This window comes from Streptomyces actuosus (assembly GCF_016921115.1).
Lineage (GTDB): Bacteria > Actinomycetota > Actinomycetes > Streptomycetales > Streptomycetaceae > Streptomyces > Streptomyces actuosus_A.
Genome location: NZ_JAFFZS010000013.1, coordinates 65,429 through 86,109, shown reverse-complemented (window position 1 = coordinate 86,109; position 20,681 = coordinate 65,429). Strand labels below are relative to the sequence as shown.

18 protein-coding genes, 1 tRNA gene and 1 pseudogene are annotated in these 20,681 nt (G+C 73.3%); 10 read left to right on the top strand and 10 right to left on the bottom strand.

All coding sequences use genetic code 11. The annotated features are described in order from the left end of the window. The first annotated feature begins 338 nt into the window (after positions 1-338). Positions 339-422 (top strand) — tRNA-Leu (locus JS756_RS18220). 412 nt (positions 423-834) lie between these two features. Further along, the gene (locus tag JS756_RS18215) at positions 835-1,746 is read left to right on the top strand and encodes a Bax inhibitor-1/YccA family protein (RefSeq protein ID WP_205384166.1); all 912 of its coding nucleotides are present in this window, start codon (positions 835-837) and stop codon (positions 1,744-1,746) included. 324 nt (positions 1,747-2,070) lie between these two features. On the opposite strand, the gene JS756_RS18210 is transcribed toward JS756_RS18215, so the two are convergent. Continuing rightward, positions 2,071-2,295: a DUF4287 domain-containing protein gene (locus tag JS756_RS18210; protein WP_205384165.1), complete on the bottom strand. Its 225-nt coding sequence runs from the start codon at positions 2,293-2,295 to the stop codon at positions 2,071-2,073. Positions 2,296-2,406: 111 nt separating this feature from the next. Here JS756_RS18210 and JS756_RS18205 point away from each other — a divergent pair, with 111 nt between their 5' ends. Further along, positions 2,407-2,718, top strand: a complete 312-nt coding sequence (locus JS756_RS18205) for a hypothetical protein (protein WP_205384254.1) — start codon at positions 2,407-2,409, stop codon at positions 2,716-2,718. Between the two features lie 161 nt (positions 2,719-2,879). On the opposite strand, the gene JS756_RS18200 is transcribed toward JS756_RS18205, so the two are convergent. The 3 genes from JS756_RS18200 to JS756_RS18190 all read right to left on the bottom strand — a co-directional run bounded on the left by JS756_RS18200 (position 2,880) and on the right by JS756_RS18190 (position 6,695). Further along, positions 2,880-3,719 carry a hypothetical protein gene (locus JS756_RS18200; RefSeq protein WP_205384164.1) on the bottom strand — a complete coding sequence of 280 codons (840 nt, stop codon included), beginning with the start codon at positions 3,717-3,719 and terminating at the stop codon, positions 2,880-2,882. Positions 3,720-4,094: 375 nt separating this feature from the next. Continuing rightward, entirely contained in the window at positions 4,095-5,315 is a 1,221-nt protein-coding gene (locus JS756_RS18195) for an acetyl-CoA C-acetyltransferase (protein ID WP_205384163.1), read from the bottom strand. A 354-nt stretch (positions 5,316-5,669) separates the two neighbouring features. Then, positions 5,670-6,695 carry an SGNH/GDSL hydrolase family protein gene (locus JS756_RS18190; protein WP_205384162.1) on the bottom strand — a complete coding sequence of 342 codons (1,026 nt, stop codon included), beginning with the start codon at positions 6,693-6,695 and terminating at the stop codon, positions 5,670-5,672. A 161-nt stretch (positions 6,696-6,856) separates the two neighbouring features. On the opposite strand from JS756_RS18190, the gene JS756_RS18185 reads away from it, so the two are divergent. Continuing rightward, a complete protein-coding gene (locus tag JS756_RS18185; RefSeq protein ID WP_205384161.1) occupies positions 6,857-8,239 on the top strand; it encodes a cystathionine beta-synthase in 1,383 nt (460 codons plus the stop codon). Between the two features lie 706 nt (positions 8,240-8,945). On the opposite strand, the gene JS756_RS18180 is transcribed toward JS756_RS18185, so the two are convergent. Continuing rightward, entirely contained in the window at positions 8,946-9,386 is a 441-nt protein-coding gene (locus tag JS756_RS18180) for a hypothetical protein (protein WP_205384253.1), read from the bottom strand. A gap of 278 nt (positions 9,387-9,664) precedes the next feature. Between JS756_RS18180 and JS756_RS18175 the strand changes: the two genes are divergently transcribed. Both JS756_RS18175 and JS756_RS18170 read left to right on the top strand, forming a co-directional pair. Further along, positions 9,665-10,507, top strand: coding sequence for a MurR/RpiR family transcriptional regulator (locus JS756_RS18175; protein ID WP_205384160.1), 843 nt, complete (start codon positions 9,665-9,667; stop codon positions 10,505-10,507). Between the two features lie 94 nt (positions 10,508-10,601). Next, positions 10,602-11,159 (top strand): annotated as a pseudogene (locus JS756_RS18170) (hypothetical protein); the annotation flags it as partial. Between the two features lie 95 nt (positions 11,160-11,254). Here the strand turns inward: JS756_RS18170 and JS756_RS18165 are convergent. From JS756_RS18165 to JS756_RS18145, 5 genes are all read right to left on the bottom strand, one after another. Next, positions 11,255-11,629 carry a hypothetical protein gene (locus JS756_RS18165; RefSeq protein WP_205384159.1) on the bottom strand — a complete coding sequence of 125 codons (375 nt, stop codon included), beginning with the start codon at positions 11,627-11,629 and terminating at the stop codon, positions 11,255-11,257. 15 nt (positions 11,630-11,644) lie between these two features. Continuing rightward, positions 11,645-12,118, bottom strand: coding sequence for a roadblock/LC7 domain-containing protein (locus tag JS756_RS18160; protein ID WP_205384158.1), 474 nt, complete (start codon positions 12,116-12,118; stop codon positions 11,645-11,647). Between the two features lie 46 nt (positions 12,119-12,164). Further along, the gene (locus JS756_RS18155) at positions 12,165-13,019 is read right to left on the bottom strand and encodes a transcriptional regulator (protein ID WP_205384157.1); all 855 of its coding nucleotides are present in this window, start codon (positions 13,017-13,019) and stop codon (positions 12,165-12,167) included. Then, positions 13,016-13,420: a hypothetical protein gene (locus tag JS756_RS18150; protein WP_205384156.1), complete on the bottom strand. Its 405-nt coding sequence runs from the start codon at positions 13,418-13,420 to the stop codon at positions 13,016-13,018. The genes JS756_RS18155 and JS756_RS18150 overlap by 4 nt, the downstream gene beginning before the upstream one ends. A 168-nt stretch (positions 13,421-13,588) precedes the next feature. Further along, positions 13,589-14,962 (bottom strand): type III PLP-dependent enzyme domain-containing protein, encoded by a 1,374-nt coding sequence (locus JS756_RS18145; RefSeq protein WP_307790747.1) that lies wholly within the window; start codon positions 14,960-14,962, stop codon positions 13,589-13,591. Positions 14,963-15,111: 149 nt separating this feature from the next. Here JS756_RS18145 and hutU point away from each other — a divergent pair, with 149 nt between their 5' ends. The 4 genes from hutU to hutI are packed head-to-tail and all read left to right on the top strand — an operon-like array spanning position 15,112 to position 20,517. Further along, positions 15,112-16,776, top strand: a complete 1,665-nt coding sequence (hutU, locus tag JS756_RS18140) for a urocanate hydratase (protein ID WP_205384155.1) — start codon at positions 15,112-15,114, stop codon at positions 16,774-16,776. Then, complete coding sequence (locus tag JS756_RS18135; RefSeq protein ID WP_205384154.1) at positions 16,773-17,990, top strand: allantoate amidohydrolase; 1,218 nt, start codon at positions 16,773-16,775, stop codon at positions 17,988-17,990. Before hutU ends, JS756_RS18135 begins: the two co-directional genes overlap by 4 nt. Then, positions 17,987-19,324, top strand: a complete 1,338-nt coding sequence (locus JS756_RS18130; protein ID WP_205384153.1) for a formimidoylglutamate deiminase — start codon at positions 17,987-17,989, stop codon at positions 19,322-19,324. Before JS756_RS18135 ends, JS756_RS18130 begins: the two co-directional genes overlap by 4 nt. A gap of 20 nt (positions 19,325-19,344) precedes the next feature. Next, positions 19,345-20,517, top strand: a complete 1,173-nt coding sequence (gene hutI / locus JS756_RS18125) for an imidazolonepropionase (protein ID WP_205384152.1) — start codon at positions 19,345-19,347, stop codon at positions 20,515-20,517. The last annotated feature ends 164 nt before the right edge of the window (positions 20,518-20,681 follow it).

Genomic DNA, 20,681 nt, shown 5'->3' with positions numbered 1-20,681 from the left:
CCGTTGTTCCGGTTCCCGGGGCAGCCTCCGGTCGGACCGCGGGGCGTCGTGTCATACCTGGGGATGACGCCCGCCCCCGAGGACGGTCGGCCGGACGGCTGACGCGCGGAGTGCTGTCCACAAACCGGTGGAGCACCCTTGTTCGGGCGGTGAAATTCCGTCATTCCGCATACGTGGTGGTCCGCCGCGCGCAAGGCTGTTGGCAAGTGCGGACGGCGCGTTCCTCTGGCTGATGCACCCTCAGACGTCAATAAAATAAGACAACATCGGGTCGCCCTGTCCGCTGTTCGGGGGATCTCCCCCGATAGGCTCGAACCTCGACGCGGAGCCCACGGCCTGCCCGGATGGTGGAATGCAGACACGGCGAGCTTAAACCTCGCTGCCCCTTCGCGGGCGTGCCGGTTCGAGTCCGGCTCCGGGCACTTTCCCCTGCCGGCCGTCACCCTGGGCACCCCTCTTCCCGCGTCCTCCCCGCCCTGTGAGCGCGCCTGCTGTCACTCTTCCGCCTCACACTCCCGGTGGAGCGATCCGCCTTGTTTGTCCTCTTTGTTGTGATGCGCGACACTCTGTTCTTCTCTGTCGCCTTTGTCGTACCGTCAAGTCGCCGCCGGTGCCCGCACCCCGCGTGTTCGTGCTCCGGGTGATCTCCGGCCGGTTCCGGGCAGGTCGCAGGTTGGTCATGAAGGGCGACGGTGATGGCCGGGAATCGTCGGCGCGCGTAGCGTGTTGCCGAGCACGGCGGGGGAAAGATCCTCCCCAGGTACTAGGGTCAATCCTTTGCCTTTCCATTACTCTTGAGCCCAAGGCCACGCACGGTGGCCATGGAGGAGTGAGATGAGGAGCAGAAACCCGGTCTTCTCGCGACGGGGGTTCAGCCGCGACAACGGCTACGCAGGCTTCAACGCCGCGCCGCAGGCCGGGGGTCCCGCTGTCGGTACGCAGGGCAACCCGTACGCGCAGGGCAACCCTTACGCCCAGCCGGCCGGCAACCCCTACGCGCAGAACCCCTACGCCCAGCAGGGCGTGCATCCCGGCGCCCCGCAGGCACCGGTCACCACCGCGGGCCGTATGACGATGGACGACGTCGTCATGCGCACCGCGTCGACGCTCGGTGTGCTCATCCTCACCGCGGCGCTCTCCTGGGCGCTGCTGCCGGTCGACGAGGCCAACATCGGCCGCTCGTACGGCATCGGGATCGGCGCCGCGCTGATCGGCATGGTCCTGGCGTTCGTCCAGTCGTTCAAGCGCACCGCGTCGCCCGCGCTGATCCTGACGTACGCCGCCTTCGAGGGTGTCTTCCTCGGCGTCATCTCCAACATCGTCGACACGCACATCGCGAGCGGCGCGGCCATGCAGGCCGTGATCGGCACGATGGCCGTGTTCGCCGCGGTCCTGGTGGCGTACAAGGCGGGCTGGATCCGCGTCAACCGCCGCTTCTACGGCTTCGTGATGGCCGCCGCGCTCGGCTTCGTCCTGCTGATGACGGTCAACATGCTGTTCGCCGTCTTCGGCGGCGGTGACGGCCTCGGCTTCCGCAGCGGCGGGCTCGGCGTGGTCTTCGGCATCATCGGCATCATCCTCGGCGCCTGCTTCCTGGCCCTGGACTTCAAGCAGGTCGAGGACGGCATCGCCTACGGCGCCCCGCGCGAGGAGGCCTGGCTGGCCGCCTTCGGTCTGACGGTGACGCTGGTCTGGATCTACATGGAGTTCCTGAGGCTCATCGCGATCCTCAACCAGAACGACTAGCCGCACGGCGGTCGACAGGCGAAGGGCCCCGGGTCTCGTACCCGGGGCCCTTGTCGTCAGCCTCGTCCGTCCCGGCGGTACGCCGTGGCGACGGACTAGGCCCGGGATCCAGGCGGAAGACGCCCAGTGCCACAACAGGCAAGGCTCGCCCCGTCGCGGCGTCCGGCACGCTCCCCCACCGCCCCGAGGGCGCGGGCGGTGCCCCCACCCGCCGCACCGGCCGGAAGCCCGAGTACGCCGCCCAGTACGAGGACTTCCGGCCGGCACGCCGGGAGCACGCACCGGACGCCGCTCCTCAACGGGCGAACGTTGCCTGCGGTGGTACTAGAACCTGCGCGCGGCCCTCCTCAGGTCGTACTCGTGGATGATCGCCTTGGCGTGGCCGTACGCGAGATTGTGCTCGTGCCGGAGCCAGCTGACCTTCTCCTCGAAGCGGAGGGCGGGGCCTTCTTCGACGGTGCGCAGCCAGTCGGAGATCTCACGACCGGTGCAGTGGGGGATGCGGGCCAGGATATTGCGGTGGGTCTCCTCGGAGAGGACGTGGGACATCGGCGCCTCCGGACGCAGGGGATGTAAGCCGGTCCTTCAGGTCACCGTGCCCGAGTGTTCCCGTGTTGGCAACAGTCCCGATGCGGCGCGTAGGCTCGCGCCGTGGTTGACGTGGTTGATACGACGCCCCTGACCCGCGCGGTGGAGCACTTCGCCGACCGGCTGCGAGCCGCGCCGCAGAGCCGTCTGCAGCGGGGTGCCGCGGCGGAGGCTCTGGAACTGGCCCGGGAACTGGCCCGGTGGTCCCAACGTGTCGAGTCACCCGGGGCGGAGCCCCGGGAGATGCCGGACGCGGGGATGTTCGCGGCGGCCGATCAAGTGACCGTCGCCGGACACGATCTGGCGGTGGTGGTGACGAGTCGCGCCGAGGTCGCCGAGGCCGTGCGGCTGGTCGAGGAGGCCCAGGTGCGGGCCGGTGTCTGAGAACCTCCCGGCTCGGCAGACCCCTCCCCGCCTCCCCGGGACCCGTGGCGCGGTTCCCGGCGTCCGCTGAGGGGCCTTCAGCAGACGCCGGAGCGGCACGCGGGTGTGCAGAGGGCGCGTTCTCCCGTCCCGGGGCGCGGCGCCGGGGGACCGGGGCGGCCCTACAGGCTCGCGATCACCCGGTCGGCCAGGATGTAGACGTTCTCCTCACCGCACGCGAACGTCAGCGTGTAGGCGCCGGAGATCCCCGAGCCGCCCAGCAGGTACGGCGCCTCACCCGCGGTGAGGGCGGTCGACAGGCGTTCGGCGGTCTCCCGGTGTCCCGGGGTCATGCAGAGGGTGGTGCCGTCGGCGAAGACGTAGACGTCGAGGGTGCCGAGCGGGCCGGGGCGGACGTCGGTCAGCTCGACCCGGCCGGCGGCGAGATCCTCGAGCGTGGTGACGGTGCGCTCGTGGTCGTTGACGACCGGCGACTGGACCGGGACGAAGTCCGGGTGCGAGGGGTGGCGGCGCCGGGCGGCGGCCAGTTCCGGCGACTCCGTGGGAGTTCCTCCCTGGACGTAGTCCCGGGCCGAGAACTCCTCGGCCTCCGCCCCCGGCTCGGCGACCGGCTCCAGGCCCGTGAAATCGGCCTGCCGCGGCAGGAACAGCTCGCTGTCGGCCAGACCCAGCAGGGACGGCGCGTCGGACGCGTCACGGGCCTCCTGGGCGGCCCAGAAGGCGCGCGCCTCGGCCAGTTCGCGCTCCCGCTCCTCGGCGAGCGCCTCGGCCACAGCCGTGCGTATCTCGTCGGCGTCGGCCGTCGTGCGCGCGGCGGGCACACGGCCCTGCGTCGCGGCGGCGTCGCACTCGGCGTTCCGGTCGGTCCGCGCGTTCTCGGCGATCTGGACGTGCAGGGCGGCGACCTGCCGGCGCAGCAGCATGAGGGTGCGCAGGACGGCGACGCCCACGGCGCCGGTGGCGGCCGTGGTGACCAGCAAGGCGATCGGCATGGCGCTCACTGACGTACTCCCGGTTCAAAGTCGACCCCCGACTTCCTAACATCAGCTTGAAGGGCGGACTATCCAGCTGTCAGTGCGTAACGTCACGAAACGGGCGGGACTTTGGCCCTGGGGGTCAGTGGTACCTATAGCTGACCTGCGAGTATCCCCCTGGTGAGGGATATAGGTCACATCCTGGGGGAGATTGGATCACAGATCGGCCCGGCGTCCAGGTGTTTCTTGGACTCCGGGCCGATCGGTCACGCCAGGTGCTATTGCGGTCACCGAGGGGTGGTCGACCGGAGCGTGGTCGACCGGGGCGCGGTCGCCCCGAAGGCGGTCGCCCCGAAGGCGGTCGACCGGCGGTCGACCGAGGGCCGGTCGGGCGCGAGACGGTCAGCTGAGGCGCTCGATGACCATCGCCATGCCCTGGCCGCCGCCGACGCACATCGTCTCCAGGCCGAACTGCTTGTCGTGGAACTGGAGGGAGTTGATCAGCGTGCCGGTGATGCGGGCGCCGGTCATGCCGAAGGGGTGGCCGACGGCGATGGCGCCGCCGTTGACGTTCAGCTTGTCCAGATCGATGCCGAGGTCGCGGTAGGAGGGGATCACCTGGGCGGCGAACGCCTCGTTGATCTCCACCAGGTCGATGTCGTCGATGGTCAGGCCGGCGCGGCGCAGCGCCTGCTGGGAGGCCTCCACCGGGCCGAGGCCCATGATCTCCGGGGAGAGGCCGGAGACGCCGGTCGACACGATCCGCGCGAGCGGGGTCAGGCCGAGCTCGCGGGCCTTGGTGTCGGACATGACGACCAGCGCGGCGGCTCCGTCGTTGAGCGGGCAGCAGTTGCCGGCCGTGACGAGGCCGTCGGGGCGGAAGACCGGCTTGAGGCCGGCGACGCCCTCCATGGTGACGCCGGCGCGCGGGCCGTCGTCCTTGTTGACCACCGTGCCGTCGGGGAGGGTCACCGGGGTGATCTCGCGCTCCCAGAAGCCGTTCTTGACGGCCTGCTCGGCGAGGTTCTGCGAGCGGACGCCGAACTCGTCCATGTCCTCGCGGGTGACGCCCTTGGTGCGGGCGAGGTTCTCGGCGGTCTGGCCCATCGCGATGTACGGGTCGGGCAGCAGGCCGTCCTCGCGCGGGTCGTGCCAGGTCGAGCCCTCGGACTCGGCGACGGCCGCGGTGCGGGCCTCGGCCTCGGCGAACAGCGGGTTGTGCGTGTCCGGCAGGCTGTCGGAGTTGCCCTTGGTGAAGCGGGAGACCATCTCGACACCGGCCGAGATGAAGACGTCGCCCTCGCCGGCCTTGATGGCGTGCAGGGCCATCCGGCTCGTCTGGAGCGACGAGGAGCAGTAGCGGGTGATCGTGCAGCCGGGCAGGTGGTCCATGCCCATCTGCACGGCGACGACGCGGCCGAGGTTGTTGCCCTGCTCGCCGCCGGGCAGGCCGCAGCCGAGCATCAGGTCGTCGATGTCCCGGGGGTCCAGCTCGGGAACCTTGGCCAGCGCGGCCTGGATGATCGTGGCGGTCAGGTCGTCGGGGCGCAGGTCCTTCAGGGAGCCCTTGAAGGCGCGGCCGATGGGGGAGCGGGCGGTCGAGACGATGACGGCTTCGGGCATCACGGCTCCATTGGCGTACGTACGGATACGTTGTGTGTGGGCACGGCTGGCTTGGAAGTTACCCGTACGTATGGTCCAGGTCACGCGAGTCGGGGTGTGACCCTGGCCGCATCTTTCTAAGCGCTTGCTTTGGCGCGGGTGCGGGTTCCGTCACCGCTGGGGTGTCCGAGGCCGGCCGCCGTCCCGTCCGTGCCAGTAGACCACCGATGCCGTCCGGGCGAACCCGGGCGTCGCGGCCGCGGCGGCATCGCGCCGCCGCCCGCGCGCGGGGGCCGCGGCCGCCGTTCCGCCCGCGCCCGGGCCGGGGCGCGGGCCCCGCCGACTGTCCCCGCCCCGTCCGGGCGGCCGGGCCGGTCAGGTCACCGGGCTGCCGTCCGGCTCCGGCACCCTCCGCCTCCGCCGCCGCTTCAGCAGCGCCCACGGCCCCCGCGGCCCGGTCGGCATCGCCGCCGTCACCTCCGTGCCCGGTTCGGCGGCGGCCTCCGCCGCCGCCCGCGCCACCGGCAGGAAGCCCTCGTGCCGCGCCGCCTCCGGCCGTTCCTCCTCCGCCGGCCACAGCCCCAGCGCCGCGCACATCGTCGGCAGCACCGCCATCGCCGCCGTCGCGTAGCCCTCCGCCGACGGGTGGTAGTGGTCCGGTCCGAACAGCTCCCGCGGGTTCGCCTCGAACTCCGGGCCCAGCAGGTCCCCCAGTGACACCGTCCGGCCGCCCTGCTCCACCACCCCGATGGTCTGCGCCGCCGCCAGCTGCCGCGAGGCCCGCCGGGCCAGCCACCGCAGCGGCTGCTGCACCGGCTGGATCGTGCCCAGGTCCGGGCAGGTGCCGACGACCACCTCCGCGCCGGCGGTGCGCAACCGCCGGACCGCCGAGGACAGATGGCGCACCGAACGTGTCGGCGGCATCCGGCGCGTCACGTCGTTCGCCCCGATCATGATCACGCAGACGTCGGGCATCCGGTGGCACTCCCCGACGACCAGCCCGACCTGGCGGTCCAGATCGTCCGACTGGGCGCCCGGCAGCGCCACGTTCCGCAGTTCCACCGGCCGCTCCGCCACCGCCGCCAGCCCCGACGCCAGCAGCGCTCCCGGCGTCTGCCCCGCCCGGTGCACTCCCTGCCCCGCCGCCGTCGAGTCGCCCAGCAGCACCAGCAGCAGCGGTTCCGCCCCGGCTCCGGCCGCGGCGTACGCGCGGCCGTACAGTCCCTCCGCGTGCGGCACGTGCGGGAGCGTCCCCGTGCCGTTCACATAACGGCGCGCCCACTGCGCCTCGGCCAGCAGCAGGCCCATCGCCGCCGCGCCCGCCAGCCCGATGCCGCCACCGCCGTACGCGGCGCCCGTCGCGATGCGCCGGGCCACCCGTGCCCTCGACATGCTGGTCATGCGTCGCCGCCACCTCCTCGTAGCCGTACATCCACTCCTTGCCCCGTACGGACCGTCGCCCAATCTCCACAGGGAGTGAACGCCCGTCACGGATCCGTCGCAGGCCATAGGCTGGCGGAACAGTTCACGACCACATCCTTTTGCAGCATCCGGAGACAACGGTGCAATTCCACGACTCGATGATCAGCCTCGTCGGCAACACCCCGCTGGTGAGGCTCAACAGCGTGACCAAGGGCATCAAGGCGACCGTCCTGGCCAAGGTGGAGTACTTCAACCCGGGCGGCTCCGTGAAGGACCGCATCGCCGTGCGCATGATCGAGGCGGCCGAGCAGAGCGGGGAGTTGAAGCCCGGGGGCACGATCGTCGAGCCGACCAGCGGGAACACCGGCGTCGGTCTGGCCATCGTGGCCCAGCAGAAGGGCTACAAGTGCATCTTCGTGTGCCCTGACAAGGTGAGCACCGACAAGATCAATGTGCTGCGTGCCTACGGCGCCGAGGTGGTCGTGTGCCCCACGGCCGTCGCACCGGAGCACCCGGACTCCTACTACAACGTCTCCGACCGGCTGGTCCGTGAGACGCCCGGTGCCTGGAAGCCCGACCAGTACTCCAACCCCAACAACGCCCTCTCCCACTACTACTCCACCGGCCCGGAGCTGTGGGAGCAGACGGAGGGGAAGCTGACCCACTTCGTGGCGGGCGTCGGCACCGGCGGCACCATCTCCGGCACCGGCCGCTACCTGAAGGAGATCAGCGGCGGCACGGTGAAGGTCATCGGCGCCGACCCCGAGGGCTCGGTGTACTCCGGGGGCTCCGGGCGGCCTTACCTGATCGAGGGCGTGGGTGAGGACTTCTGGCCGACCGCCTACGACGGAGAGGTCGCGGACGAGATCGTCGCCGTCTCCGACAAGGACGCCTTCCAGATGACCCGCAGGCTGGCCCGGGAGGAGGGCCTGCTCGTCGGCGGCTCCTGCGGCATGGCCGTCGTCGCCGCGCTGCGGGTGGCCGAGCGGCTGACCGAGGACGACGTGGTCGTGGTCCTGCTTCCGGACAGCGGGCGCGGCTACCTCAGCAAGATCTTCAACGACGAGTGGATGGCCGACTACGGCTTCCTGGAGGACGAGGGGCCCAACGCCCGCGTCAGCGACGTCCTCGACGACAAGGAGCACGGCGCCATCCCGTCCCTCGTCCACATGCACCCGGAGGAGACCGTCGGTCAGGCCATCGAGGTGCTGCGCGAGTACGGCGTCTCCCAGATGCCGGTCGTCAAGCCGGGCGCCGGGCACCCGGACGTGATGGCCGCCGAGATCGTCGGCTCGGTCGTCGAGCGGGAGCTGCTGGACGCCCTGTTCAGCAAGCGGGCCTCCCTCGACGACCCGCTGGAGAAGCACATGTCGGAGCCGCTTCCGCAGGTCGGCTCCGGCGAGCCCGTCGGCGACCTGATGAACGTGCTCGGCCGGGCCGACGCGGCGATCGTCCTGGTCGAGGGCAAGCCGACCGGCGTCGTCAGCCGGCAGGACCTGCTCGCCTTCCTCGCCAAGGCCTGAGCGCGCCGAACGGGTAGGGCCACGGCGAGCCGCCGGACGCCGCAGCGCCGTCGTGGCCCTGTCGAGCAGTTCCCGCACCCCCGCCAGGGCGCGGGCCGCTGCCACCGGGCAGCGGCCGGGGCGCCGGGTGGCGGGCGTCGGGGCCGGTGTCCGGGGTGCCGCCGTGCCTGCCGCGGATGTGCGGTCCCGGACGGGAACCGGCGGCGAATGTCCGGTGAACCGCCCGTGCCCGCGCCGAACTTGAGCCGATCGCCCAGGTGGGCGGAGTTCGCGGAAGTGGTACGAGCGCGTCACGTCCACGCAGCACCCGCTTAACACGCGTCCGGCACATTGGTGGATGTCGGCAGGGCAAGGGGGGTACCTCCCAGGCATCGAGCACTGGGGGAGGCTCCCCGCCCCGGCCGACGCCGAACGGCGTCACGGACCTCCGGAGCGGCTCCCGGACCTCCACGGACGCCACGGACGCGCAGCCCGGCCCTGACCCGGCCCGCGTCCCTCGCGGGGACCGCCGTCGTCCCGCCCCCCAGCGATGGGGGTGCGGCGGTCCCCGCGCACGACTTCCCCCCGACCGGCCCGCGGTGCCGGCCTCCCGCCTCCCGGCCCCAGGCTCCACCCCGCAGGCCCGGCGGCGACCGCGGGACCGAGAAGGCGACTCGGGCCTTGCGGTGGGGCCGCGCCTCCTCGCCGACCGGTCCGCCGGGCCGGCTCAGTCCTCCCAGCCGCCGTCGCCGCCGTCCGCCCGGCCGTCGGTCCTGCGCCGGCGGCGGAACAGCTCAGGGCTGGTGCGCGCGGCCTGGACGACGTTGACGCCGACGATGCCCGCCCAGGTGACCACCAGACCGGGCAGGTGGGCCGCGCCGGCGCCGATGCCGGAGAGCGGGATCGCCAGGACCATCGTGACGATGCCGAAGCCGAAGCGTTCGCCGAAGGAGTCGGTGGACCTCGGCGACCGCGCGTCGCGGGCGACCGCCATCCGCTGCTCGGCGAGCTGCCGCCGGACCCGGCGCTCCACCGCGTCGTCGATGCGCTGGTCGACCTTCCCCAGGAAGGAGTCGACGAGCGCCGACTCGTACTCCTCACCCAGCTCCCTGCGGGCGTACAGGGTCGCGTCGAGTTCCTTCTTCAGGTCGCTGTCGCGGGTGTCCATCGCCGTCTCCCATCGGGTCATGACCGTCCACGGTAGGGAGCGGGGACGCCCGCCGCACTGGGGAAAGCCCCCCAGTCGGTGCGGGGGCGCGGGGAGGACGGGAACACACCCGCACCGCACCGGCCTCGGCACCGGCGGTCGGGCGGGGGCCGGGCGGGGGCAGGTTCCCGGTCGGTTCTGCATAGCCGTATGCAGAATTTATGTATTCTGAATAATTGTCGATGTCCGGTCCCTGTACTCTCGCGGAGCGTCGAGGACACCTGGAGGGGGAGTACGCCATGAGCGTGACCGACAGCCCTGCGAGCCGGTTGCAGGCGCTCTTCGAAGGGCACCGGCTCACTCCGACCCAGCGCCGCATCGCGCACAGCATGGTCCGTCGCGCGGCCGACGTGCCGTTCCTGTCCAGCGTCGAACTCGCCGAGCTGGCCGGGGTCAGCCAGCCGTCGGTGACCCGCTTCGCCGTCGCCCTCGGCTTCGACGGCTACCCCGCACTGCGCCGCCATCTGCGCGAGGTCGCCCCCGCCGAGCAGGCCGGCACCGCGGGCGCGCACAACGAGTACCAGCAGGCCGTCGAGGCCGAGATCGAGAACCTGCGCCACCTGGCGGACCTGCTGGCCGACCCCAGGCCGGTGCAGCGGGCCGGCCGGGCCCTGGCGGCCTCCCGCCCCCTGCCCGTGCTCGGGCTGCGCGCCGCCGCCTCCCAGGCGTACGGGTTCGCGTACTTCGCCGCCAAGGTGCACCCGGACGTCCGGCTGCTCAACGAGGGCGGCACGATGATCCACGACCGCCTCGACGCGGCCGTGCGGGCCGGCGCCACGGCCCTGCTCTGCTTCGCGCTGCCGCGGCACCCGCGCGAGGTGCTGGACACCCTCCAGTACGCCAAGGACGCGGGACTGACCGTGGTCACGGTCGCCGACTCCGCCTTCGCGCCCGTCGCCCGCGCCTCGGATCTGCTGCTGCCCGCTGCCGTCGGCACCGGACTCGCCTTCGACACCGCCTGCGCGCCGATGCTGCTCGGGCGGGTGCTGCTGGAGGCGATGTGCGACGACCTGCCGGACGCCCAGGCCCGCCTGGAGGAGTTCGACGCCAGGGCGGCGGTGCGGGGACTGTTCGTCGAGTGACGTCCGCGCGCTCTCATACTCGTCTCACGTTCCGCCGCTGACGTCCCCGCAGGACGGACCGACAGAACGCAGAGACGTGACACGGGAGGCCGACGTGGCGCGCGGAGGACATGGGCTGGCCCGAGTGGCCGTCGTCGTACGAGCGGGGGCCGCCCCGCTGTGGTGGCTCGGGGTGGTCGCCGCCGGGGTCGGCGCGGCGCCGGAAGGACTGACCGGACGCCGGATCGGCGTCCTCGCCGGCGCCGCCCTCTTCGTCGTCGCCGCCGCGGCGACCGCCCTGCCGCGGCGCAAGCGGTACACCGCCCTCGCCCGCGGGGCCGCCCGCGCGGGCAAGCACGACATCCTCCAGGACCGTGCGGTGACCGTGCGCGCCTGGCGCCGCGGTCACCGCTGGTGGCTGCTGCTCGCGTTCGCCGCCGCCCTCGGCTCGGCCTTCGCCCTGCCGGCGGCCGGCGGTCTGCTGCTCGCCGGGATCGGCACCGGGCTGTGGCTGAAGGCCGCCTGGCTCGGTCGGCGCGAGCGGGCTGGGGACGCCCTGCTGTGGGTGCGCGTCGACTGGCTGGACGGGCGTGGCGGACGCCCGGCCGGGCGGCCCGTGAAGGCCTTCCGCAGCACGGGTGTGGCCGCGGGCGACGCGGCCCCGGGCGGATCCCCCCCCGCCGCACCGCGGTGCCGGTCTAGGGAGGGTTGCGCCTCAGCGCTGCGGCGGGACGGATCGCCGCACCGGGTAGCGGCCGCGGCGGGGGCTCACACCTCCAGCTCCCCCTCGATCCTCCTCAGCTGGTGGCGGGCCATCGCCAGGTTGGCCCGCTTGGCGTCGAGCACCAGGTAGAGGAAGAGCCCGTTGCCGCTCCGGCCGCTCAGCAGGCGGATCAGGTGGTACTGGTCGGTCAGTGTGATCAGGATGTCCTCGATCTCGGCCTTGAGGCCGAGGTGCTCCATGGTGCGCATCTTGGCGCGGATGACGTCCGTGTTGCCGGCGGCGGCGACGTTGAGGTCGAAGCTCTTGCTGCTGCCGATCGTGCCCAGCGCCATTCCGCTGGTGTAGTCGACGAGTGCAGCTCCCATCGCGCCCTCGATGGAGGCGAGGGCTTCCTTCAGCGCGGTCTCGGTGTTGGCCATGGCGGTGTTTGCCTCTCAACTATCTGTCGTGGTCCGTGCGTTGACTGCCCTGGTGGGAAGCGTGCGCGCGGACTCCTTCGGTACTGCGGCGGGCAGGGCGGTTTCCCGTGCCGCCGCTTCGTGGGCGTCGACCAGATCTCCGATGCGGGCGCCGGCGCGGCGGCCCTCCAGATGCAGCCGGCCGACATTGACGCGGTCCTGGGTGAGCAGGGTCAGGACGGCATGACGGCCGGCCGCGTACGTCGCGACGTAGCCCTGGGTGCCCCGGATCAGCAGTTCGCGGAACTCCCCGCGGTCGGTGGCGTCGGTCATGCCGATCGCCACGGCGAGCGTGGTGGCCGTGAGCGCGGACAGCCCGTCCGGCTCGACACCGGGTGCGTCGTGCGCGAGGACCAGGCCGTCGCGCCCGGCGGCCACGGCCCCGGTCAGCTGGGGGAGGCGGGCGCGCAGGCGGCGGAGCTCATCGAGGATCTCGGCCTCTGCCGCCATCGGTGGTCTCCTCTCGACAGGGGGCTCGGCTCGGGGTTGTGGCCGGTCAAAGGGCCTCCAGCGCATCCCTGACCCTCTTCAGCAAGGCGATGTGGGGATCGAAATCGTCGGGCGGGGCAACCGGCACGCCCATCGGCGGGCCCGGCGGCTGTGCTGCGGGCGGTGGTGGTGCCGGCGGCATGGCGAGCAGCCCCGCAGCGGCCAGGCGCCGCACCTCCACCAGCGTGGGGAAGGCCCGCCCGCCCTGCGCGATCGCGATGTCCGGCGCGGTGCGGACCCCGTCGACCAGGGCGAGCACCGCGGTCTGCCGGGGGGTGAGCGCGGGGGCGGCGATCGGGTGGGTGCGCACCAGCGGCTCGCTGTCGGTGAGCGCGTCGGGCCACAGCCCGTGCAGCAGGGTGCGCCGGCGCACCACCTCGCGCTCCACGTCCGCGACCGGCACCGCGGGCAGTGGGCTGCCCGCATCCTCGCCGGTGTCGACGTGCACGGCGCCGTAGTGGAAGCGGCCCGGGCTGCTGCTGGGGGCGAGGGCGAAGTAGGCGGCGTCGTAGAGCGTCTGGAGGTGGCAGATCTGCACCGCGGCGCGGGTCAGATGCCCGCCGGCCAGCAGCAGCCGGGCGGTGCCCGCGAGGTCGCCGGCCTCACCGACCGCCGTCCACCACTCCTCGGCGGTCAGCGCGCCGTGTGCCGTCAGCAGGGTGCCCAGGCCGGGGGCGAACCGGCTCTCGGCGTGCAGCACCAGGCCGCCGGCCAGATGCAGGCTGCCGCCCTCGCGGACCAGGACGCCGGTGGCCTGTTCGGCCGCGAGGCGGGTGAGCATCGGCGACAGGCCGCCGTCGACCCGATCGCGGGTCGTCTTGTCCCGTATCGGCAGCGGGGGAGGGGCTTCGACCACGGTCATCCCAGCACCAGCCGTCCGGCCATCTCGCCCAGCCTCATGCGGGCCAGCGCGAGATTGCCGTCGGGGCGGCCCAGCCACAGGTGCAGGACCGCGCCGCTGTCGAACGGCGCCGGGACGAACCTCAGCAGGTGGTACCCGTCCCGGTTGCTGACGATCACGTCCTCGATGGCCGGATCGGCGTCGGCCGGTCCGGTGTCCGCGGTGCCCTCGGGGGCGAAGGCCGGCTGCTCGGCGGCCAGCCGTGCGAGCTCGGCGACCTCGGCCGCAGCGGCCTCGTGGTCGCCGCCGGGGAACTCCCCGACGACCCCCAGGGCCAGTCCGCTGGTCCAGTCGACCAGCGCGGCACCACGGGCGCCGGGCAGCCGCATCGCCTCCAGCAGGCACTCGTCAATTCCGGGCACCGTCACTCCCCTCCCGCCTGGGGTCCGGTCGAGTGACGAAGAGACTACGCACGGTGCGGGGGGCGGATGAGGGTTCTGGCATTTTCCAGTGGAACGTGCGGTGAGCGGACTAGTGTGGGTCGACTGTCTCCATGTTCGGACCGGTTGACCCGTTCGTGGCAGGCGTGCTCAGCCGCGCCCGGCAGCGGGCAGGGTGGTGAGGGCGCCGGCCTGCGCCCCGCCGGCCTCGGCGACGATCTCCGCGAGCGGCTGCGGCTCCCGGACGACCGCGAAGGCCACGCCCCCGCGCCCGTCCGGCACGAAGCCGTACACACCCGGGCGGGCCAGGGAGTTGTAGGCGTAGTGGTGGGCGAAGTAGTAGGCGCCCGTGTCCAGTGCCGCCGCGTGGTCGCCCTGCTCCAGCAGGGGCAGCGCCTGCTCCCGGGCCAGCAGGTCGCCCGCGAAGCAGGCCGGGCCCGCCACGTCCTGCACCACGGCGGGGCCCTGCTTGGGGCGCCCCTTGGCGTCGTAGGCGGCGATCCTCAGCGGCCAGGCGCCTGGCGCGTACACCGTGCGCGTCGCGACCTGCACGCCCGCGTGGGTGACGGCCACCGGCCGTCCGCCGGCGCTCTTGGCGTACTCGACCCGGGCCACCGTGGTGCCGTGCTTGGCCAGCAGGGACCGGCCGAACTCGGTGACCAGCCCGTACCGCCCGTCGAACAGTCCCGGTACCGCCTCCCTCAGCAGCCGCGCGTACTGCGCGTACGTCGGGGCGGTCGCGTCCGAGGCGAAGTTCACCGGCAGCCCGCCGCCGATGTCGATCGTGTCGACCTGTCGGTGGCCGGCGCGGCGGTTGATCTCCTCGGCGAGCGCGTACGTCTCCACCACGCCCTGCGCCATCAGCGCCAGCGGGACGCCCTGTGAACCGGTGTGCGCGTGCAGGCGGGTCAGCCACGGCCGCTCGGCGTAGGCCCGCAGCACCCAGTCGCGGGCGCCCTCGTCCCGCAGGGCCACCCCGAACTTGGAGGTCGCGGTCGCCGTCGACAGCGCCTCGATGGAGCCGCCGCCGACCTGCGGGTTGACCCGGACGCCGAGGGGCGAACGGCTGGGCGCCGACCGCATGAGAGCGTCGAGGCGGTCCAGTTCCTGCGGGTTGTCGGCATGGACGGCGATGCCCAGCGCCAGCGCCTCGCGCAGTTCGGCGGGCGTCTTGGCGGGGGAGTCCAGCACGGTCGCCGTGGCCGGCACCCCGGCCGCCCGTGCCAGGGCCAGCTCGCCGGGGCTCGCGACCTCCGCGCCGATGCCCTCGTCGTGCAGCAGCCGCAGCACCGGGACCAGCGGGGTGGCCTTCACGGCGAAGGCGTGCAGGACGGGTGTCCCCGGCGCCGTCACCGCGTCGAACGCCGCGCGCAGCCCGGCCGCCGCCCGGCGTATCCCGGTGACGTCGAGCAGTCCGACGAGCGGCGCCGCGGGGTTCAGCAGCCCCTGCTCCACGGCCGCGCGCACCGCCTCGTCCCGCCGGGCCGCCCGCTCCCGCGCCTCACCGTCGCTGTCGTGATCCACGGTTCTCCCCCTTCCGTCGCCTGTCCCGGTGCACCGGGTACGTCCAGCCAAACACCCGCGGCGCGGCGATGCGGACCCGCCGACGTATTGACTAGTTCTATTCAGAAGGACAGGATGTGAATAGACGTAGTAACCGGAGGAGGCAGACGATGTCGGGACCCCGCCCCGTACGAGCACCGCGCGGCACGCAGCTGAACACTCAGGGCTGGCAGCAGGAGGCCGCCCTGCGGATGCTGCAGAACAACCTCGACCCCGAGGTCGCCGAGCACCCCGACAAGCTCGTCGTCTACGGCGGCACCGGCAAGGCGGCCCGCGACTGGCGCTCCTTCGACGCCATGGTCCGCACCCTGGGGACGCTCAAGCAGGACGAGACCATGCTCGTCCAGTCCGGCCGCCCGGTCGGCGTGATGCAGACCCACGAGTGGGCCCCGCGCGTCCTCATCGCCAACTCCAACCTGGTCGGCGACTGGGCCAACTGGGAGGAGTTCCGCCGCCTGGAGGCCCTCGGCCTGACCATGTACGGCCAGATGACCGCCGGCTCCTGGATCTACATCGGCACCCAGGGCATCCTCCAGGGCACCTACGAGACCTTCGCCGCCGTCGCCGAGAAGAAGTTCGGCGGCACCCTCGCCGGCACCGTCACCCTCACCGCCGGCCTCGGCGGCATGGGCGGCGCCCAGCCGCTCGCCGTCACCATGAACGGCGGCGTCGCGATCTGCATCGACTGCGACCCGCGCGCCATCGACCGCCGCATCGAGCACCGCTACCTCGACGTCCGGGCCGACTCCCTCGACCACGCGCTCCAACTGGCCACCGAAGCGCGCGACCAGCGCAAGCCCCTGTCCATCGGCGTCCTGGGCAACGCCGCCGAACTGGTCCCGCAGCTGCTCGCGGCGAGCGCCCCCATCGACATCGTCACCGACCAGACCTCCGCCCACGACCCGCTGTCCTACCTTCCCGTGGGCGTCGCGTTCGAGGACATGGCCGCCGAGGCGGCGAAGGACCCGGCCGGATTCACCACCCGCGCCCGCGAGTCCATGGCCCGGCACGTCGAGGCGATGGTCGGCTTCATGGACGCCGGCGCGGAGGTCTTCGACTACGGCAACTCCATCCGCGGCGAGGCCCAGCTCGCCGGGTACGACCGTGCGTTCGCCTTTCCCGGATTCGTCCCCGCCTACATCCGCCCGCTGTTCTGCGAGGGCAAGGGCCCCTTCCGCTGGGCCGCCCTGTCCGGCGACCCCGCCGACATCGCCAGGACCGACAAGGCGATCCTCGACCTCTTCCCGGAGAACGAGTCCCTGGCCCGCTGGATCAAGATGGCCGGCGAGCGGGTCCACTTCCAGGGCCTGCCCGCCCGCATCTGCTGGCTCGGCTACGGCGAGCGCGACAAGGCCGGCGAGCGCTTCAACGACATGGTCGCCTCCGGCGAGCTGGCCGCGCCGATCGTCATCGGCCGCGACCACCTCGACTGCGGCTCCGTCGCCTCCCCCTACCGCGAGACCGAGGCCATGCTGGACGGCTCCGACGCGATCGCCGACTGGCCCCTGCTCAACGCCATGGTCAACGTCGCCTCCGGCGCCTCCTGGGTCTCCCTCCACCACGGCGGCGGCGTCGGTATGGGCCGCTCCATCCACGCCGGCCAGGTGACCGTCGCCGACGGCACGAAGCTCGCCGGCGAGAAGATCCGCCGCGTCCTCACCAACGACCCCGGCATGGGCGTCATCCGGCACGTGGACGCCGGGTACGACATCGCCGAGTCGGTCGCCCGGGAGCGGGGCGTGCGGGTGCCGATGCGCGAGGGTGACGGCGCGTGAGCTTCCACAGCATGTGGGCGGAGCTGCTGCCGGTCGGCCGCAGCTCCGCCTCCGGCGGCTACCGCCGCTACGCCTGGACCGGCGCCGACGCCGACTGCCGGGTCTGGTTCGAGGAGCAGGCCGCCTCCCGCGGGCTCTCCTACGAGGTGGACCGCAACGGCAACCAGTGGGCCTGGCTCGGCGACCCGGCCGCCGGGGACGCCGTGGTCACCGGGTCGCACCTGGACTCCGTGCCCGACGGCGGTGCCTTCGACGGGCCGCTCGGCGTGGTCTCCTCGTTCGCGGCGCTCGACGAACTCCGCGGGAGGGGAGCGCAGTTCACCAAGCCCGTCGCCATCGTCAACTTCGGCGACGAGGAAGGCGCCCGCTTCGGCCTGGCCTGCGTCGGGTCCCGGCTCACCGCCGGCCGGCTCACCGCCGCGGACGCCCACCGGCTCACCGACGCCGACGGCGTCACCCTCCCGCAGGCGATGGAGGCCGCCGGGTACGACCCCGACGCCATCGGCCCCGACCCGGAGCGGCTCGCCCGCATCGGCGCGTTCGTCGAACTCCACGTCGAGCAGGGCCGCGCCCTCGACCTCACCGGGGACGCCGTCGGCGTCGCCAGCGCCATCTGGCCGCACGGCCGCTGGCGGTTCGACTTCCGCGGCGAGGCCAACCACGCCGGCACCACCCGGATCGCCGACCGGCACGACCCGATGCTGTCGTACGCGGAGACCGTGCTCGCGGCCCGGCGCGAGGCCGAGCGGGCCGGCGCCGTCGCCACCTTCGGCAAGATCTCCGTCGAGCCGAACGGCGTCAACGCCATCCCGTCCCTCGTGCGCGGCTGGCTCGACTCCCGCGCCGCCGACCAGGACACCCTGGACGCCGTCGTCGGCGGCATCGAGAAGGCCGCCCGCGCCCACGCCGAGGCGCACGGGGCCGGCCTCGACGTCGTCCGCGAGTCCTTCACGCCCGTCGTCGAGTTCGACCACGCCCTGCGCGACGAGGTCGCCCGCATCCTGGGCAAGGACACCGGACTCACGGTGCCCGTGCTGGGGACCGGCGCCGGACACGACGCCGGAATCCTCTCCGGGAACATCCCGACCGCCATGCTGTTCGTGCGCAACCCCACCGGTGTCTCGCACTCCCCGGCGGAGTCCGCCGACGAGGACGACTGCGTGGCCGGGGTGCGCGCGCTCGCCGACGTACTGGAAGGACTGGCCTGCCGGTGACCAACGGGACCTACTGGCTGGAGCACGCCTGGCTCGGCACCCGCGTCGAGCCGGGAGTCGTCGTGGACACCGCGGACGGCAGGATCACCGCCGTCCGCGCCGGCGTCGGCACCCCGCCCCCCGGGGCGCAGGTCCTGCGCGGGCTCACCCTGCCCGGGCTGGCCGACGCCCACAGCCACGCCTTCCACCGCGCCCTGCGCGGCAGCGTCCAGGTCGGCAGCGGAACCTTCTGGACCTGGCGCGAGGTCATGTACTCCGTCGCCGACCGGCTCACCCCCGACTCGTACCACGCCCTCGCGCGTGCGGTGTACGCCGAGATGGCGCTGGCCGGCATCACCGCCGTCGGCGAGTTCCACTACGTCCACCACACCCCGGGCGGCACCCCCTACGCCGACCCCAACGCCATGGGCGAGGCGCTGATCGACGCCGCCGCCGAGGCCGGGATACGCATCACCCTGCTCGACACCTGCTACCTGTCCTCCGGCTTCGGCGCGGCCCCCGACGCCCACCAGCGGCGGTTCTCCGACGGCAGTGCGCAGGCCTGGGCCGAACGCACCGCGCTGCTCGCCGCACGCGAGCACGCACGCGTCGGTGCGGCGATCCACTCCGTGCGGGCCGTGCCCGCCGACCAGCTGGCGACGGTGGCGGAATGGGCCGCCGAACGCCGGGCCCCGCTGCACGTGCACCTGTCCGAGCAGACCGCCGAGAACGACGCCTGCCGCCAGGCCCACGGCTGCACCCCCACCCGGCTCCTCGCCGACCACGGCGTGCTCGGCCCGCGCACCACCGGCGTCCACAACACCCACCTCACCGACGAGGACATCGCCCTGCTCGGCGGCTCCGGCACCGGCACCTGCATGTGCCCGACGACCGAGCGCGACCTCGCCGACGGCATCGGACCGGCCCCCGCACTCCAGCGGGCCGGCTCCCCGCTCTCCCTCGGCTCCGACAGCCACGCCGTGATCGACCTGCTCGAAGAGGCCCGCGCGATGGAGCTGGACGAGCGCCTGCGCAGCCGCACCCGCGGCCACTGGACGGCCGCCGCCCTGCTGCGTGCCGCCACCGCCGACGGCCACGCGGCCCTCGGCTGGGACGAGGCGGGCACCCTCGCCCCGCAGGCCCTCGCCGATTTCACGACGATCGCCCTCGACTCGGTCAGGACAGCGGGCCCGCCGCCCGCGCTGGGTGCCGAGACGGCCGTCTTCGCCGCGACTGCGGCCGACGTACGGCACACGGTCGTGGGCGGCCGGCACGTCGTCCGCGACGGCCACCACACGCTCGTACCCGACGTCCCGCAGGCCCTCGCGCGGGCCGTGGCAGCGCTCCGCGCCTGACGACCACCCACGAGGACACCATGAGCAGCAGCACCGTCATCACCAACATCGCCACCCTGGTCACCAACGACCCCTCCCTCGGCGACGGCCCCCTCGGCCTGATCCACGACGCGGCCGTCGTCATCGACGGCGACCGCATCGCCTGGGCCGGCACCGCCGACCGGGCCCCGGCCACCGACCACCGGGTCGACGCCGGCGGCCTGGCGGTGCTGCCGGGCTTCGTCGACTCCCACTCGCACCTGGTCTTCGCGGGCGACCGCACCGCCGAGTTCAACGCCCGCATGTCCGGCCGGGCCTACAGCGCGGGCGGCATCCGCACCACGGTCGCCGCCACCCGGGCCGCGACCGACGGGGAACTGGAGGCCAACCTCACCCGGTACCTCCACGAGGCCCTGCGCCAGGGCACCACCACCTTCGAGACCAAGTCCGGCTACGGCCTGACGGTCGAGGACGAGGCCCGCGCGCTACGCCTGGCGGCCCGGCACACCGACGAGGTGACCTACCTGGGCGCGCACATCGTCTCCCCCGACTACGCCGACGACCCGGCCGCCTACGTCGACCTCGTCACCGGTGACATGCTGACCGCGTGCGCGCCCCACGCCCGGTGGATCGACGTGTTCTGCGAGAAGGGCGCCTTCGACGGCGACCAGGCCCGCGCGATCCTCACCGCGGGCAAGGCCGCGGGCCTGCACCCGCGCATCCACGCCAACCAGCTCTCCTACGGCCCCGGCGTGCAGCTCGCCGTCGAACTCGACGCCGCCAGCGCCGACCACTGCACCCACCTGACGGACGCCGACGTCGACGCGCTCGCCGCCGGCGACACGGTCGCCACGCTGCTGCCCGGTGCCGAGTTCTCCACCCGGGCCCAGTGGCCCGACGCACGCCGCCTGCTCGACGCCGGCGTGACGGTGGCCCTGTCCACGGACTGCAACCCGGGCTCCTCCTTCACCTCCTCCGTGCCGTTCTGCATCGCGCTCGCGGTACGGGACATGGGGATGACGCCCGACGAGGCGGTGTGGTCGGCCACGGCCGGCGGCGCGGCGGCCCTGCGCCGCACCGACATCGGCCGGCTGACTCCGGGCGCCCGCGCCGACCTGGTCCTCCTCGACGCGCCGAGCCATGTGCACCTGGCCTACCGGCCGGGCGTGCCGCTGGTGGCGGGGGTGTGGCGGCGGGGGACCCGCGAGCTGTGAGACCGCGGCCCGCCCCGCCCGGCCGGGGGGACCCGCGAGCTGTGAGACCGCGGCCCGCCCCGCCCGGCCGGGGGGACCCGCGAGCTGTGAGACCGCGGCCCGCCCCGCCCGGCCCGCCGGCCCGGTCCCTCTGACGGCCCCTCACCGGGGTGCCCCGCCCGGCC

Excerpts from the sequence above, each read along its gene's own strand:
- JS756_RS18195 (WP_205384163.1), bottom strand. The coding sequence starts at position 5,315 with ATGCCCGAAGCCGTCATCGTCTCGACCGCCCGCTCCCCCATCGGCCGC.
- JS756_RS18180 (WP_205384253.1), bottom strand. The coding sequence starts at position 9,386 with ATGGACACCCGCGACAGCGACCTGAAGAAGGAACTCGACGCGACCCTG.
- JS756_RS18160 (WP_205384158.1), bottom strand. The coding sequence starts at position 12,118 with ATGGCGGCAGAGGCCGAGATCCTCGATGAGCTCCGCCGCCTGCGCGCC.
- JS756_RS18215 (WP_205384166.1), top strand. The coding sequence starts at position 835 with ATGAGGAGCAGAAACCCGGTCTTCTCGCGACGGGGGTTCAGCCGCGAC.
- JS756_RS18210 (WP_205384165.1), bottom strand. The coding sequence starts at position 2,295 with ATGTCCCACGTCCTCTCCGAGGAGACCCACCGCAATATCCTGGCCCGC.
- JS756_RS18175 (WP_205384160.1), top strand. The coding sequence starts at position 9,665 with ATGAGCGTGACCGACAGCCCTGCGAGCCGGTTGCAGGCGCTCTTCGAA.
- JS756_RS18165 (WP_205384159.1), bottom strand. The coding sequence starts at position 11,629 with ATGGCCAACACCGAGACCGCGCTGAAGGAAGCCCTCGCCTCCATCGAG.
- hutU (WP_205384155.1), top strand. The coding sequence starts at position 15,112 with ATGTCGGGACCCCGCCCCGTACGAGCACCGCGCGGCACGCAGCTGAAC.
- hutI (WP_205384152.1), top strand. The coding sequence starts at position 19,345 with ATGAGCAGCAGCACCGTCATCACCAACATCGCCACCCTGGTCACCAAC.
- JS756_RS18190 (WP_205384162.1), bottom strand. The coding sequence starts at position 6,695 with ATGACCAGCATGTCGAGGGCACGGGTGGCCCGGCGCATCGCGACGGGC.
- JS756_RS18155 (WP_205384157.1), bottom strand. The coding sequence starts at position 13,019 with ATGACCGTGGTCGAAGCCCCTCCCCCGCTGCCGATACGGGACAAGACG.